The 15,087-nt window shown below is 59.1% G+C and carries 11 protein-coding genes; 5 read left to right on the plus strand and 6 right to left on the minus strand.

Translation table 11 applies throughout. The features are described 5' to 3' along the window. Positions 1 to 36 precede the first annotated feature (36 nt). Positions 37 to 2,232, minus strand: coding sequence for a hypothetical protein (locus AC1ROI_RS14425; RefSeq protein ID WP_077749561.1), 2,196 nt, complete (start codon positions 2,230 to 2,232; stop codon positions 37 to 39). Positions 2,233 to 2,430: 198 nt separating this feature from the next. On the opposite strand from AC1ROI_RS14425, the gene AC1ROI_RS14430 reads away from it, so the two are divergent. Next, the gene (locus AC1ROI_RS14430) at positions 2,431 to 3,336 is read left to right on the plus strand and encodes an NAD(P)-dependent oxidoreductase (RefSeq protein ID WP_172962155.1); all 906 of its coding nucleotides are present in this window, start codon (positions 2,431 to 2,433) and stop codon (positions 3,334 to 3,336) included. Here the strand turns inward: AC1ROI_RS14430 and AC1ROI_RS14435 are convergent. Next, entirely contained in the window at positions 3,289 to 5,499 is a 2,211-nt protein-coding gene (locus AC1ROI_RS14435; protein WP_102595590.1) for a putative bifunctional diguanylate cyclase/phosphodiesterase, read from the minus strand. The genes AC1ROI_RS14430 and AC1ROI_RS14435 overlap by 48 nt on opposite strands. A 131-nt stretch (positions 5,500 to 5,630) precedes the next feature. Further along, a complete protein-coding gene (locus tag AC1ROI_RS14440; protein WP_042932325.1) occupies positions 5,631 to 5,996 on the minus strand; it encodes a YkgJ family cysteine cluster protein in 366 nt (121 codons plus the stop codon). A gap of 358 nt (positions 5,997 to 6,354) precedes the next feature. Here AC1ROI_RS14440 and AC1ROI_RS14445 point away from each other — a divergent pair, with 358 nt between their 5' ends. Further along, the gene (locus tag AC1ROI_RS14445; protein WP_077749560.1) at positions 6,355 to 7,704 is read left to right on the plus strand and encodes a spinster family MFS transporter; all 1,350 of its coding nucleotides are present in this window, start codon (positions 6,355 to 6,357) and stop codon (positions 7,702 to 7,704) included. A gap of 179 nt (positions 7,705 to 7,883) precedes the next feature. On the opposite strand, the gene rapA is transcribed toward AC1ROI_RS14445, so the two are convergent. Then, entirely contained in the window at positions 7,884 to 10,730 is a 2,847-nt protein-coding gene (gene rapA, locus AC1ROI_RS14450; protein ID WP_010462562.1) for an RNA polymerase-associated protein RapA, read from the minus strand. 218 nt (positions 10,731 to 10,948) lie between these two features. Here rapA and AC1ROI_RS14455 point away from each other — a divergent pair, with 218 nt between their 5' ends. From AC1ROI_RS14455 to ccoM, 3 genes are all read left to right on the plus strand, one after another. Then, positions 10,949 to 11,290 (plus strand): hypothetical protein, encoded by a 342-nt coding sequence (locus tag AC1ROI_RS14455; RefSeq protein WP_010462560.1) that lies wholly within the window; start codon positions 10,949 to 10,951, stop codon positions 11,288 to 11,290. A 72-nt stretch (positions 11,291 to 11,362) separates the two neighbouring features. After that, positions 11,363 to 11,524, plus strand: coding sequence for a hypothetical protein (locus AC1ROI_RS14460; protein WP_007935839.1), 162 nt, complete (start codon positions 11,363 to 11,365; stop codon positions 11,522 to 11,524). A 144-nt stretch (positions 11,525 to 11,668) separates the two neighbouring features. After that, positions 11,669 to 11,782: a cytochrome c oxidase subunit CcoM gene (gene ccoM, locus AC1ROI_RS14465; RefSeq protein WP_010462558.1), complete on the plus strand. Its 114-nt coding sequence runs from the start codon at positions 11,669 to 11,671 to the stop codon at positions 11,780 to 11,782. A gap of 621 nt (positions 11,783 to 12,403) precedes the next feature. On the opposite strand, the gene AC1ROI_RS14470 is transcribed toward ccoM, so the two are convergent. Both AC1ROI_RS14470 and AC1ROI_RS14475 read right to left on the minus strand, forming a co-directional pair. After that, the gene (locus AC1ROI_RS14470) at positions 12,404 to 13,879 is read right to left on the minus strand and encodes an inorganic phosphate transporter (protein ID WP_102595692.1); all 1,476 of its coding nucleotides are present in this window, start codon (positions 13,877 to 13,879) and stop codon (positions 12,404 to 12,406) included. A gap of 376 nt (positions 13,880 to 14,255) precedes the next feature. Beyond that, complete coding sequence (locus AC1ROI_RS14475; protein WP_007935837.1) at positions 14,256 to 14,456, minus strand: hypothetical protein; 201 nt, start codon at positions 14,454 to 14,456, stop codon at positions 14,256 to 14,258. Between the last annotated feature and the right edge of the window lie 631 nt (positions 14,457 to 15,087).

The following is a 15,087-nucleotide window of genomic DNA, read 5'->3' on the forward strand; positions in this document are numbered from 1 at the left end:
GGAGCGAGCCTGCTCGCGATTGGGCGCGACGCGGTTTTAGAAGGTTTTACCGGTATGGTTATTCAGCGAAATAACCTTGGTCTTGCCAATCCGGTGACGGTAGATCTCACGCAGGTACTTGATCGCCTTCTTCACGCAGTCGCGCGACAGGCGAATGTCGTTGATCGAGACGAATTTGTCCTTGTCGTTGATCAGCTCGCGGTACTTCTTCTCGTACATCGGTTTGATCGCGTACCAGTTGGTGTCGAGGATCTTCGCCGGGTTCTCGAACTCGTTCAGCAGATCGTCGATCAGGTCTTCGTCGAAGTCTTCATTGATGATGAAGTCGAGGATCGAGTTATCCAGGGTGTCGTCGAAGCGGTACGGGTTCTTCGCGAAGCAGCGCTTGATGAAGGCCACGATCAGCGTCAGGAAATCGTCCGACAGGCACGGGCTCTTGGCGATCAGGGTGGTCAGCGACAAGTTGGCCGAAGCGCCGATCACCAGGGCATAACGCTTGAGCGTAGTGTTGGGGAACAGGCTGTTGAGGTGGGTCTTCAACCGGTTCAAGTCCATGTAGGACAGCTTGTAGTCTTTCGGCAGCGAGACAATCGACACCACCGACGAGCAGTTCTTGAAGAAGTGCAGGTCGTGCAACGCGGCCGCGTCATAACCGGAATTCTTGTACTGCTCCAGCGAGGCCCGATAGCGCTTGGACTCGATCGGCAACAGGCTGATGCCTTCGATCGCCTGGGTCACTTTGTTGAAGTGCGGCAGGTCGATGGAACGGAAGAACAGGTCGTCGATGTTCAGACGCTGTGGCTCTTTCTCGAACACCTTGAACTTGTCGCTGCTCGGCGGCGGGGTTTCCGGCACCACGGACTCGGCGTAGGCAATCGCCACCGGGCCGGCCAGGCTCATGAACAGGTCGTTGGCGTCGAGGCGAATGGTTTCGCCGATGTCGATGCCGGCGCGACGGAAATAGTTCTGGTCGTAGTCAGTCGTGACCGCCTGCGCCGTCAGAATGTTGAAAATCTGCTGCGAGATGTATTGGTTGGCGTGCTTTTCCATCGCGTTGACGTCGATGTTCTGAATGTTGCCGTCATCGCTTTCTTCGGCATACCGCATGATGTCGTTGGAGATCAGCATCATGGCGTTCCATGGGCGGATCCGGCCCATGACGCTGGCCTCGCTGCTGTCTTCGTTGGCGAAGTTATAGGAGAAGTCCCACTCTTCCGACAGGTATTTGCACAGCAGGCGACCGGCGTTGATGTGCAGCGCCTCGGACATTTCGCTGCGGTGATCGGAAATGTTCGGCAGCACGCAGATGCCGCTGGTGAAGATCGGCTCGAAGACGAAGGAGTGACCGCTCTTGCCGTCGTGCTCATCCATCGGCTTGGTGTCGAACGTCTTGTTCATGTACGAGTGTTGCTGGGCCAGGCCGAATTCCGAGGCCATGCCCGAACCGGTACCGCCGCCGGCACTGAAGATCGAGAAATACAGGCGCGACTGGTTGGCCTTGATCCCGCAGCTGTCGATCAGGTACGAGTGAATCATTTTCCAGTCCGGGCTGGAGAAACGCTGGGTGTCCTTGTTCAGGATGATCTTGGCCAGGTACTGACCGAGGATCGGCGCGTTACCGGCGCCACCGGCGTGGACTTCCGACAAGTCCATGATCTTCATTTTGCTGTAGTCGCGCAGGAAGCCACTCTTTTCGCCCTTGCGCGAGAAACGGATGCGACCGGCGATGTCTTTGTCCAGGTCGCCGAGCATCACCAGCGGCTCGACCAGGAACACCGGTTTGGTGGCCTTGTTCGGCCCCAGGCGCAGGTTGTTGCGGATCCACTGCGCCGGGCTGTAGCCCTTTTCGGCGTAGCGTTTGTCCGGCGACAGACGGTCTTCGTTGTTGAATTCGTTGAGGTAAAACTTGCGGGCGTTGTACACCAGCTCCGCGACGTCCAGCGCAATGTTCGATCCGCAACGTCCCAGGCCGATCAGGCACACCGACGGGAATTCCTGATCGCTGTGCTGTTCGTTGTCGCCTTCCAGGTGCGGTGGGCGCGGGAACACCATGTCGCGCAGGCCATCGAGGTTATCGAGGATGCGGTCGGTGTTGGTTTCGGTGAAATACAGGTATTGCTGACTGGCCAGAGGACGTGACGGGATCAATGGCTTCGACGATGAGGGGCTGTTCGCCGCGGGGCTCAGTGTCAGGTCGGAAACCGTAGTGGCCGGATTATTTTTAGAGGTCATTGGGCGCCATGTACCTGGGCTGGTTGGCTCGGCGACACGGTGTCGTCGAACCTTCACGGAATAGGAACTCGCGACTTTTTTAGCGCGTATTTTACCCAAGCGTCAGGGACTAAGCCTGAGCGTCGCTCGGGGGAATCCTTTCCTTAGTCATGATGAATCGGCCAATATTCTGCGATCTTTAATCAAAAAGAAGGCTAAATGATGTCAACGCTACCTTCGTTGAGTTTTGCCGGAATCGGCCTGATGGGCTTGCCCATGTGCCGCCGCCTGTTGGCGGCGGGGTATCCGCTGACGGTGTGGAATCGCAACCCGGCCAAGTGCGCAGCGCTGGTCGAGGCCGGCGCCCGGCAAGTGGCAACGGCGGCTGAATTGGGTCAGCACGCTGATGTGGTGATGCTGTGCCTGGCGGACACGGCGGTGGTGCGCGAGGTGGTTTTCGGTCCGGCTGGCATTGCCGAGGGCGCTAAAAGCGGTCAGTTGCTGGTGGACTTTTCCAGTCTGGAACCGACGGCGACGCGGGACATGGCATCGGCGCTTGTCGACCAATGCGGCATGCGTTGGCTGGATGCGCCGGTGTCCGGCGGGGTCGTCGGTGCCGAGGCCGGTAGCCTGGCCATTATGGTCGGCGGCGAAGCGGCAGACCTTGAGCGAGTCAGGCCGGTGCTGTTGAACCTCGGTCAGCGGGTGACTCACATGGGCGGTGTCGGCGCCGGGCAGGTGACCAAGGCCTGTAATCAGATGATTGTTGCCTGCAATGCACTGGTGATTGCTGAAGTGGTGGCACTGGCCGAGCGCTCCGGGGTTGACGCCAGCCTGATCGCCGAGGCGCTGGCGGGAGGGTTCGCTGATTCAAAACCGCTGCAGATCCTCGCCCCGCAGATGGCCGAGAGTCGTTTCGAGCCGGTGAAGTGGCACGTGCGTACGCTGCTCAAAGACCTCGACACCGCGGTGAAATTCTCCCGCGAACAGGGCTCGGCCACGCCGATCAGCGGCTTGGCCGCACAACTGATGCGCCTGCATGGGGGGCAGGGCTTTTTGGAAAAGGATCCGTCGACGTTAGTGCAGTTGTACCGTAGCCAGGCTCAGAGAACTGACACTGCGTGAATGTTTGCGCTGATTGATTTCGGCCAGCACCGCAGGCAGCTCGGCCAGCGGTACCGGGCGGCTGAGCAGGTGGCCTTGAACCAGGTCGCAGCCCTGGCGTTCGAGAAAGTCATGTTGCTCGGGCGTTTCGACGCCCTCGCTGACGACCTGTAAATGCAGGGTGTGGGCCATGATGATAATGGCGTGGACGATTTCCATGTCCTGGATGGCCTTGGGGATGTCCTGAATGAACGAGCGGTCGATTTTCAGTGTGTTCAGCGGCAGGCGCTTGAGGTAGGCCAGGGATGAATAGCCCGTGCCGAAGTCGTCGATCGAGAGCGAGACGCCGAGAGAACGGATCTGCTTCAACAACGCCAGGGTGTTGGCGAGATTGCCCATCAGCGCGTTTTCGGTGACTTCGAGTTCCAGCCGTTGTGGTGACACTCCGGCGATGCGCAGGGCGTTTTCGATTTCATCGGCCAACTCTTCGCGGGCGAGGTTCAGCGGCGAGCAGTTCACGGCGATCTTGAGTTCTTCGCGCCCCTGGCGAGACAGCACTCCAAGATCCTCACAGGCCTTGTGCAATACCCAGTTATCCAGTTCGTTGATCAGGCCGTTGGCCTCGGCAATGGCAATGAACCGATCCGGTGCCAGCAACCCGTGGACCGGGTGTTGCCAGCGAATCAGCGCTTCGAGTTTGGTGACCTGGCCGCTTTTCAGGTCGTAGATCGGTTGGTAATAAAGGATCAGACCGGCGTCGTTGCGCAGGGCGTACCGCAGTTCTTCTTCGAGTTGCAGCTCCAGCGTGGCACGGTTTTTCATGTGTGGACTGAAAAAATGCAGCCCGTTGCGCCCGCTGCCCTTGGACTGGTAAAGCGCCAGGTCGGCGTTTTTCAGCAGCTCCTCGCAGGTCGTACCATCTTGCGGAAAAACGCTGATGCCGATGCTGGTGGTCATGACCATGCTGCGGCCGGACAGCTCGATGGGCTCTTTCATCTTCAGCATGATGCGTTGGGCCATGCTCCGGGCTTCTTCAAGGTCATGCAGCCCGATGAGGATGCAGAACTCGTCCCCGCCAAAGCGCGCCACCACATCGTCATGGCTGCGTACCGAATCCTTGATATGGCTGGCCAGGACCTTGAGCAATTCATCGCCGGCGTCATGGCCCAGGCTGTCGTTGATCCGCTTGAAGTGGTCGATGTCGAGGAACATCACGGCAAGCATCCCGCCTTCGTTGGTCTTTTCGAGCAGTTTTTCGGCGAAAATCTGATTGAAGCCACGGCGGTTGATCAGGTTGGTCAGCGCGTCGTAGTGCGCCACCTGTTGCAGCGACAAGCGCGCCTGATCCAGTTGGCTGAGCAGGATGTTGACCCGCTTCAGGTCGGATTCCTTGTGTTGCAGCTTCTTGTCGGCCAATGCCGCGCTGATGCTGCTGCCGATGATCAGCAAGGTCATTACCGCCACTGTCAGCCCCAGTTGCAGGTGGGTGTTGTCGTCGGGCAGTGGCTGGGGGCTATCGATGGGAAGTACCAGGTTGAGCGCCGCCATGCCAGTGAAATGCATGCTGACGATGCCGGCTCCGAGCACCAGGCTGGCGGTGTATTTGAGCAGTTGATGAACCACGCCGCTGCCCTCGCACAGGTGACGGGAAATCAACAGGGCCGCCAAGCTGGCGCCAATTGCGATCACGATTGAGAGAGCGAACAGGGCAGGGTTGTAATAGGCCGTCGCGTAGGAGCGCATCGCGGCCATACCCACGTAATGCATGGTCGCGATACCCAGGCCGATCCATACCGCGGCCCGCAGTGTTTTCCAGAAAGTCAGATGAGGATGGCTGAGGGTATGCATCGCCAGCCACGAAGCTGTCAGTGCAAACAGCAACGAGATCAGGGTGACGGGTAACTGATAATGGATTTCGATCGGGGCCTGGAAGGCCAGCATGCTGACAAAGTGCATGGCCCAGATACCGCCCGCCAGACACCCGGCACCAACCCAGCGCCACAGACGTTGGGACGCCGCTTTCTCGGCGTGGCCGATCCGTTCGGTGATGTCCAGTGTGGCGAAGCCGGTCGCACAGGCGACCACATAGGCCAGCAACACCAGAAAGGGGTTATGGGTGCAATTGAGGATGACCTGGCCAGTCTCAGGCAGTTGAGTCGTGAAATATAAAGCTGGCCACTCCATCGGACGCCTCGTATTTATCCAGCCGACACCATGAACCCTGGCGAATGTCTTGGAGTATAGAGGTCACACAAAGAGTGCAAACGGTAGTGGCACATTGCATTCGAACATTTTGTAATTACTGGCGCCGGTATTCAGGCGATCTGCTCATAAGGGAACTCGAATTCCGGTTGCAGGGCCGGCAATCCGAACGCTGCCCGTGCCGCATCGCAATCCACATTTGCCTCGCCGTTGGCCCAGGAGGCGTCGAACTCCCGACAGGTGCTGGAACGTTGGTCGTAAATCGAGCATTGCACGGTGCTGCCGACTTCGCCGACCAGCCCGACGCAGCGAGTGGGTTTGCAGTCCGTGCCCAGCATGGCCACCCGGCTGGGGCTGATGGGTGCGACTAGCTCGTCAGGCACCGTTCCCCCGGCCGAGGTGCATTCACCCCAGAAAAAAGACACGCGAAAATGAGAACAGCAGGCACCGCAATTCAGACACGGACTGGCTTCGGACATGGGCGATAATCAAAGAGGGATAGGGGATTGGTGGGGCAGGCAAGGCCGCTATTCTAGGCTTCGCTTTGAACTTGGGAAGGGGGCGAAAAAGTATTTTTTCATGTGACCAATGGCGAGAAATACTTGCCTTGCAGAATCCCTTGTGGGAGCGAGCCTGCTCGCGAAAGCGGCGGATCAGTCACCCTCTGTATTGAATGTGCCGGCCTCTTCGCTATCAGCTCGCTCCCACAGGTTTGGATTTGGCTCCATGGGTTGATATCAGCATTACGAATAATTACAGACAGCTCCGGCGGGCCTGTCTAGATTGGAGGTTCCGGGGACAGCGAAGCCCCAATAACAATAAAAGAGACGGACCCCCATGCAGAACTCGACCCAAGCGGCGAATGCCTGGCGCATTCTGTTCCTGCTGTTCCTGGCCAATCTGTTCAACTTCTTCGATCGCACCATCCCGGCCATCATCATCGAACCCATCCGCATGGAATGGCACCTCAGCGACTTTCAGCTGGGGATCATCGGTACTGCATTCACCATCGTCTACGCCATTGCCGGCTTGCCCCTGGGGCGCATGGCCGATACCGGTTCGCGCAGCAAGCTGATGGGCTGGGGCCTGGCGGCGTGGAGCGGTCTGACGGCGGTCAATGGGCTGGTGGGCAATTTCTGGGCGTTCCTGATCGTGCGCATGGGCGTCGGCGTCGGCGAAGCCAGTTACGCGCCGGCCGCCAACTCGCTGATCGGCGACCTGTTCCCGGCGCATCGTCGCGCGCGGGCCATGGGCATTTTCATGCTCGGTCTGCCACTGGGCCTGCTGCTGGCGTTCTTCACCATTGGCGCAATGGTCAAAGCGTTCGACAGCTGGCGTGCACCGTTCTTCATCGCGGCGGTGCCGGGGCTGATCCTCGCTATCTTCATGTTCTTCATCAAAGAGCCGAAGCGTGGCGCGGCAGAAACCGTGCAGGTCTCGCAAGAGAAAGTCGACAAGCCGATCCGGCGAATTCTGGCAGTGCCGACCTTTCTTTGGCTGGTCATGGCCGGGTTGTGCTTCAACTTCGCTACTTATGCCTGCAACTCGTTTCTGGTGCCGATGTTGCAGCGTTACTTCCTGATGCCGTTGCAGGAAGCGGCGGTGGCGACCGGCGTGATCGTCGGCGTGACCGGTTTGTTCGGATTGACGCTCGGTGGCTGGGTCGCCGACAAGATTCACCAGCGAGTGGCCAATGGGCGCCTGCTGTTTGCGGCATTCAGCCTGATCATCTCGACGGTGTGTACCGCGTGGGCGCTGCATGCCGGGCGGATCGAGATCGGGGTGTTCGTGGCGGTGTTCAGCGTGGGTTGGCTGTTTGCTTACAACTTCTATACCTGCGTTTACACGGCGATTCAGGACGTGGTCGAACCGCGCTTGCGGGCCACGGCGATGGCGCTGTTCTTCGCCGGGTTGTACTTGCTGGGCGGTGGTTTGGGGCCGGTGGTGGTGGGTGGTTTGTCCGACCACTTCGCGCACACGGCGATGGCCGCGGCAGGCACCGAGCAAATGACCGAGGCGTTCAAGGCGGTCGGCTTGCATGACGCGATGTACTTGATCCCGGTGGCGCTGTTTTTCACCATGGTGTTTCTGTTTTTGGCTTCGCGGTGTTTTGTTCGGGATTCGAAGCGGATGAAGGAAGGGTTGGTCGCTGTGGGTGAATCTGATGTTGCAGTGGCGACTGCATAATCGCTATCGCCAGCAGACTGGCCCCCACATTGGATCTACAGCGTTAACAAATCCCCTGTGGGCGCTAGTCTGCTCCTGCCAGCGATGCGGCCATCAGCATCTCTGCATCAAATTTCAGGCAATAAAAAAGGCCCGCATCACTGCGGGCCTTCTTGTTTTCAGCGGTGGAGCAGGGGGGGTTAACCCGCCACCAACACCCGAATCGCTTCCAGCCGCAACGCGGCTTTATCCAGCATCGCCAGACCCTGCTCGCGTTGTTTGCGCAGGGCAACCAGTTCGCTGTCGCGAACGGTCGGGTTGACCGCTTGCAGTGCGGTCAAACGTGCCAGCTCTTCGTCGGTATCGGCCGCCAGACGACGTTGCGCTTCGGCAACCCGTTCGGCGTGACGCGGGAAGATCTTCTCTTCGCCGGCGTTGATCCGTGGCGTCAGTTGATCGCGCTGAGCCTGGATGAACTTGTTGGCGCTGGCGCGGGGCACGCTTTCCAGTTGATCGTTCAAGGTTTCGAACGACACCCGTGCCGACAGGTCGTTGCCATTGGCATCGAGCAGGCAGCGCAGGGCGGCCGGCGGCAGGTAACGGCCCAGTTGCAGCGAGCGCGGCGCAACCACTTCGCTGACGTAGAGCAGTTCCAGCAACACGGTGCCCGGTTTCAGCGCCTTGTTCTTGATCAGCGCCACGGCGGTGTTGCCCATTGAACCGGACAAGACCAGGTCCATGCCGCCTTGCACCATCGGGTGTTCCCAGGTGATGAACTGCATGTCTTCGCGAGACAGCGCCTGGTTACGGTCGTAAGTGATGGTCACGCCTTCGTCGTCGCCCAGCGGGAAACTGGCGTCGAGCATTTTTTCGCTCGGCTTGAGGATCAGGGCGTTTTCCGAATGGTCTTCGCTGTCGATGCCGAATGCGTCGAACAGGGTTTCCATGTAGATCGGCAGGGCGAACTGATCGTCTTGTTCGAGAATGTCCTCGACCAGCGCATCACCTTCGCCAGCGCCGCCGGAGTTGAGTTCCAGCAAGCGGTCACGGCCGGTGTGCAGCTCGGCTTCCAGGCGCTCACGCTCGGCGCGGGCTTCGTCGATCAGCGCTTGCCACTCGCCATCGTCGGCATTTTCCAGCAGCGGCAGCAGGCGCGGGCCGAACTGATGCTGCAAGGCGTTGCCGGTCGGGCAGGTGTTGAGGAACGCGTTCAGCGCCTCGTGGTACCACTGGAACAGCCGTTCTTGAGGGCTGGTTTCCAGATACGGCACGTGCAGTTCGATGATGTGCTTCTGGCCGATCCGGTCCAGACGACCGATACGCTGCTCGAGCAAGTCCGGGTGGGATGGCAGATCGAACAGCACCAGGTGGTGCGAGAACTGGAAGTTACGACCTTCACTGCCGATTTCCGAGCAGATCAGCACCTGTGCGCCAAATTCTTCGTCGGCGAAGTAGGCCGCGGCGCGGTCACGCTCAAGGATGTTCATGCCTTCGTGGAAGACCGTGGCCGGAATACCGGAGCGCACACGCAGGGCGTCTTCCAGGTCCATGGCGGTTTCAGCGTGGGCGCAGATCACCAGCACTTTGGTGCGCTTGAGCATCTTCAGCTGATCGATCAGCCACTCGACGCGCGGGTCGAATTTCCACCAGCGTTCTTCTTCGTTGGCGTCCGGCTGGGCCTGGAAGCTGACTTCCGGGTACAGCTCGGCGTGATCGCCCAGCGGCAGTTCGAGGTATTCGTCCGGGCACGGCAGCGGGTACGGATGCAGTTTGCGCTCCGGGAAACCCTGCACGGCGGCGCGGGTGTTGCGAAACAGCACGCGGCCGGTGCCGTGGCGGTCCAGCAGTTCGCGGACCAGGCGGGCGCTGGCTTCGATGTCGCCATCATTGACGGCGGTCAGCAGCGCTTCGCCTTCGTTGCCAAGGAAACCGTGAATGGTCTTGTGCGCTTCCGGCGACAGGCGCCCCTTGTCCAGCAGCTCCTGAACGGCTTCGGCCACCGGGCGATAGTTTTCGCTCTCGGCGCGGAAGGCGTGCAGGTCATGGAAACGGTTCGGGTCAAGCAGGCGCAGGCGCGCAAAGTGGCTGTCCTGACCCAGTTGTTCCGGGGTCGCGGTCAGCAACAGGACGCCGGGAATGACTTCGGCCAGTTGCTCGACCAAGGTGTATTCAGGGCTGGCCTTGTCTTCGTGCCACACCAGGTGGTGCGCTTCGTCGACCACCAGCAGGTCCCAACCGGCGGCGAACAGCGCGTCCTGGGCCTTTTCGTCGTCCACCAGCCACTCGAGTGCAACCAGCGCGAGCTGGGTGTCTTCAAATGGGTTGGCGGCATCGCTTTCGATGAAGCGTTCTTCGTCGAACAGCGCGACTTGCAGGTTAAAGCGGCGGCGCATCTCGACCAGCCACTGGTGCTGCAGGTTCTCCGGCACCAGGATCAGCACGCGGTTGGCGCGGCCCGAGAGCAGTTGGCGATGGATCACCAGGCCGGCTTCGATGGTTTTGCCCAGGCCCACTTCATCGGCCAGCAGAACCCGTGGCGCAATGCGGTCGGCGACTTCACGGGCGATGTGCAACTGGTGCGCGATCGGTTGCGCGCGTACGCCACCGAGGCCCCAAAGCGCGGACTGCAATTGGCGGCTGGTGTGTTCCAGGGTGTTGTAGCGCAGGGAGAACCAGGCCAGCGGGTCGATCTGCCCGGCGAATAAACGGTCGCTGGCCAGGCGGAACTGAATGAAGTTCGACAGTTGGGTTTCCGGCAGGGTAACCACTTCGTTCTGCGCGTTGAGGCCGTGGTAAACCAGCAGGCCATCGACGTCGTCGACTTCCTGGACGGTCAGCTTCCAGCCTTCGAAGTGAGTGATGGAGTCGCCCGGCGAAAACCGCACGCGGGTGAGGGGCGCATTCCGTAGCGCGTACTGGCGAGTCTCGCCAGTGGCCGGATAGAGCACGGTCAACAAGCGGCCGTCCTGTGCCAGAACGGTGCCTAAACCCAGCTCGGCTTCGCTGTCACTGATCCAGCGTTGCCCCGGTTGATACTGCTGCGCCATGCTGCCTGACTCCCACCTTGAAAAAGCGGGCTATCTTAACGGAATGAGGGCTTCAGGGCCAAAGGACTCTCATAAAAACTCGCACTCTTACGTTAGCCCAGCGACGCGATGCTTGCAGGTCGGGGCACCAATTGGTGCCAAACCGGTCACAGTTTGCGACCGATGGCTCAAGTCGCCATCCCCGCAGCCGACAGCCTGCTGACAGGAGACTATTAATTATGCTGCCACCGATGCTCCCTTTGAGTGCCGTGCCGATCACGTCACAGCAGGACCCGATCCGCCAGCGCCCGGATATTCCGCCTGTCGTGCCGGTGCAGGAAAGCTCCAACGAAAACACCATCGACCTGCAACAGCGAGATCCCGAAGAGGCGGCTTTTCAGCTGCGCGAGGAACAGCGGCGCAAGCAGGAGCGGGAACGGCGTCGTCGTGAGGCTGATGAAGATCCGGAAGAGCATCTGGCGATTCCCGGTAACGAGCTCAATGCCGATAATACCGTGCCGGTGGCGCCGTTGATGGAAGATCAGCCGCGCCAGGGGCTGTGGGTCGATATCCAGATTTGAGGTTGTGGCTGGTCAGCGCTGCCGTGAGACCGCATTATTGTGACAACCCTGCCATACGATGTACTGAGCACCATGAGCCAAGACGACAAGCTGATTGATCTCAATTCCGAACGCGCCAAGCGGGTTCATGACCTTAATGAAAAGCGTCTGAATGAAGTGCGTCAGGCGTTTGAGCAGGCGATGCCGTTGGGTAAAGCCAAGAAGAAACCGAAGAACAAGCCGAAAAAGCGCTGAAACACCCTGCATCTGTTGATGCAGGTCAGTTATTTCCCCTCCTTTACGCCCTGTCTTGGGCGACATTGATCCTGGTCAATTTTCTCTTCTGCCTGATTGGTTAACTTAGCCCTATCGCAACAGGGCAAGTGCAGGAGAGCCGTCATGTTTTTCGACAACGTGGTGATCGCCGGGGTGCTGACAGTCGGCCTCATGGTTCTGTTTTTCGCAGGGTTCGGATTTTTTATCTGGAAGGATTCGCATAAGCGTAAGCCGTAGTTCTTTCTGGATGTAATGAGCACGCAAGGCATTTTGGGCAACTTCGGTTGCCCTTTTTTTCGCCTGCGATTTGGTAATGGGGGGGCTGTGGAGCCTGTTTGCGAAGGCGGCCTGATAGCCGACCTGTCTCTGCGTGGTGTACATATCCATTCCTGCGGTAATGGCCGCTTATGGTTTCGCCCTTACGGCGACTCACTTTTTTTTCAAACGCCAAAAAAAAGTAAGCAAAAAGAGGCTCGCCCCGAACGTCCGGCCCCTCGCCTAGGCTCGGCGTTCCTTCGCTCCGGCATTCATCTGGGGGCATCGCCTCCGGTCGGCTTCGCTTCGACCTCCTCTCGATGTGTGCGGCTTCGCCGCACGGCGCTACGCGTCCCCCCCCAGATGAACGCCTCCACTCAGCCTCCCGAAGGGGCGGGCAGATCAAGAGCAGGCGAGCTAACGCTCGGCCTAATGAGTGGTGAGAAGCGTTCGGTGGGCACCGTCCCACTGTAGGAGCGAGGCTTGCCCGCGAAGGCGTCCTCACGGCCAACCATCTCTTTCAACAGACCCGGCAATGCCGGACTGCAGGCCATAAAAAAGGCGCGAACCTTACGGAACGCGCCTCTTTGTCGCAGCCATGTATCAGCTGCCCAGTGCCTTCGATGCCAGCCAGAACAGGCCGGCCGACAAGGCCACTGTCGCGGGCAGGGTCAGGACCCAGGCCAGCAGGATGGTTCTCACGGTGCCGCCTTGCAGGCCGCTTTTATTGGCGACCATGGTGCCCGCCACACCCGAGGACAGGACGTGGGTGGTGGAGACCGGCAGGCTGAAGATGTTGGCCATGCCGATCAGGCTCGCGGTGGTGATCTGTGCCGACATGCCTTGGGAGTAAGTCATGCCCTGCTTGCCGATCTTCTCGCCGATGGTCAGCACCACGCGTTTCCAGCCGACCATGGTCCCCAGGCCCAGGGCCAGGGCGACCGCCAGAATCACCCAGAACGGGGCGTATTCGGTGGTGGTGGTCAGGTCTTTGCGCAGTTTGTCCAGGTCAGCCTTTTCACGGGCAGCGAGGCCAGGCAGCTTGCCGACTTTCTTCGCCGTGTCATCCAGGCAGAGCAGATAGCGACGCACTTCGATGCGGCTTTCCGGCGACAGCGAGTGGTAATCCGCTACACCTTTAAGGGTGTCGAGGAGGGCGGTGATGGTCGGTTCGGTCTGTTGCGGGTTGCAACGGAATTTCTCCGGCAGATCGCCTTCCACGCTTTTGCCCAGGGCCAGGTACTCGCCCAAGGTGTCGGCGTTACGCTTGTAGAACTGGCTCAGGTGCAACGTCGCATCGCGGGTCCGTTCGATCTGGTAGGTCGTGCTGCCCAGGTCGAGAACGAACTGCGCCGGCACGATACCGATCAGCACCAGCATGATCAGGCCGATACCTTTCTGGCCATCGTTGGAACCGTGCACGAAGCTCACGGCCATGGCCGAGATCACCAGCACCAGGCGATTCCAGAACGGCGGGTGTTTCTTGTCGTCGATCTTGCGGCGCTGTTCCGGTGTCTTGTGCATCTTCGACAGAGGACGCCACCATTTAAGACCGATCAATATCAGCGCTGCGACCAGGAAACCCGCCATCGGCGAGAACACCAGGGACGCCCCGATGTCGATCGCTTTCTGCCAGTTCACGCCATCGGCCAACGGGATGTCGTTGATCAACGCGTTGGCCAGGCCGACACCGAGGATCGAACCGATCAGCGTGTGGGAGCTGGAGGCCGGGATACCGAAGTACCAGGTGCCCAGGTTCCAGGTGATGGCGGCGGCGAGCAGTGAGAACACCATGGCCAGCCCGTGACCGGTGTTCACATTGATCAGCAGCTCTACCGGCAGCAGGTGGACGATGGCATACGCCACGCCGACACCGCCCAGCAGTACGCCGAGAAAGTTGAACACACCGGAAAAGAACACCGCCAGATGAGGCGGCATGGCTTTGGTGTAGATAACGGTGGCCACCGCGTTAGCGGTGTCATGAAAGCCGTTGATGAACTCGAAGGCGAGGACAAAGGCCAGGGCGAGCAAGAGGCTCACAAGCACCCAAGCATCAAGTCCGCTGAATAAATCGATCATGAAGGTTTTCTGACCCGGTCATAAGGGGGCGCGATTATGCCAGAAAAGACTGCAAATCGATGCACTAGGTGCTCATCGGTAACATTCTTCAACGAATTAATTTGTGACGATGGCCTATCGCCGAGGTTTTTACCGGGTTTTGCAAGTCATTGAATTCAGATGAAAAGGCCGCAGCCACAAGGGTTTCTCTCGTGAGACCGAGAGGCTTGAACACTTGTGTGAAATATCTGAGAAGAGGGTCAGGCAAGTGCCATTTGCCTCATCCGTAGGGTGAGGTGACCGCTGCCCGCTTGTAGCGGGCGCGAAAGGCATCATCAGAACACCCCGCTTTTAACGGGTGCCGATGCAGACCCTTGAAGGATTCAGGCCGAGGTATTCAGGGTTCTTCGGCTTTGAGTTCCTTTTCCATCTTCTGCAATTCCTGGGTGAATGCCTGATCCTGAACGGTGGCGCGTTTACGCCAGGGTTTGCGTTCGGGTTCGGGCTGAGCGGCGTAGGTGGTGACTTCCCCGCCGTAAACTTCCTTGTAACGTTGTTCCTGGCGCTCAAGTTCCGCGCGCAGTTCGTCTTTCGTCACAGTGCTACCTGTATGAGTTGAGATAAATTCTGGTGAAACGCGCTGCATGGAACCTATTGACCACACCCGTCGAAAGGCCAATACCCGATAAAGGCATCGTTTCTACGGCGTGCGAAAAATACTTCCATGTTGCAGGCGGCCACGGCACCAGAGAAAAACAGCTGACGTAGCATCAGTTACCTGTTTCAGCGAGCGCGTTGGCGGAGCATATGAAATGAGCGTCAAGCGCTTGCTGCAGGCAGCGACGATAGAATACCGGGCTGCCGGATAGCGGGATCGGCACGTAAAAACCGCTTCGCCACTGAGGTGCATTATAGCGGTCGATCCGAAGAACACTATCGCTTGAGAGTTAAAAGTAGTTCTACCTGTGTGATTGTTTTGTTACTCACAACTTTCAGAGGTAACTAGGGTGTGGGTGATGTCACAGTGCAACGATGTCTTTCTGACGCCATAAAGTCGAACAAGTTAATCCCACTACATCAGCCCTTAATCAGTAAAGAATAAAAGCATGTTGCGGGCGCTGCGCAAATCAGCGCGCGCAGGTAGCCATCGCCTGTGAGGTCGATTGCGATTATCGGTCGATGGTTCGATAATCGCCCAATCTTGCAGCCTGTGGCTTGTGTGCCGGACC

Source organism: Pseudomonas sp. GW823-FHT02C02 (genome assembly GCF_058797635.1).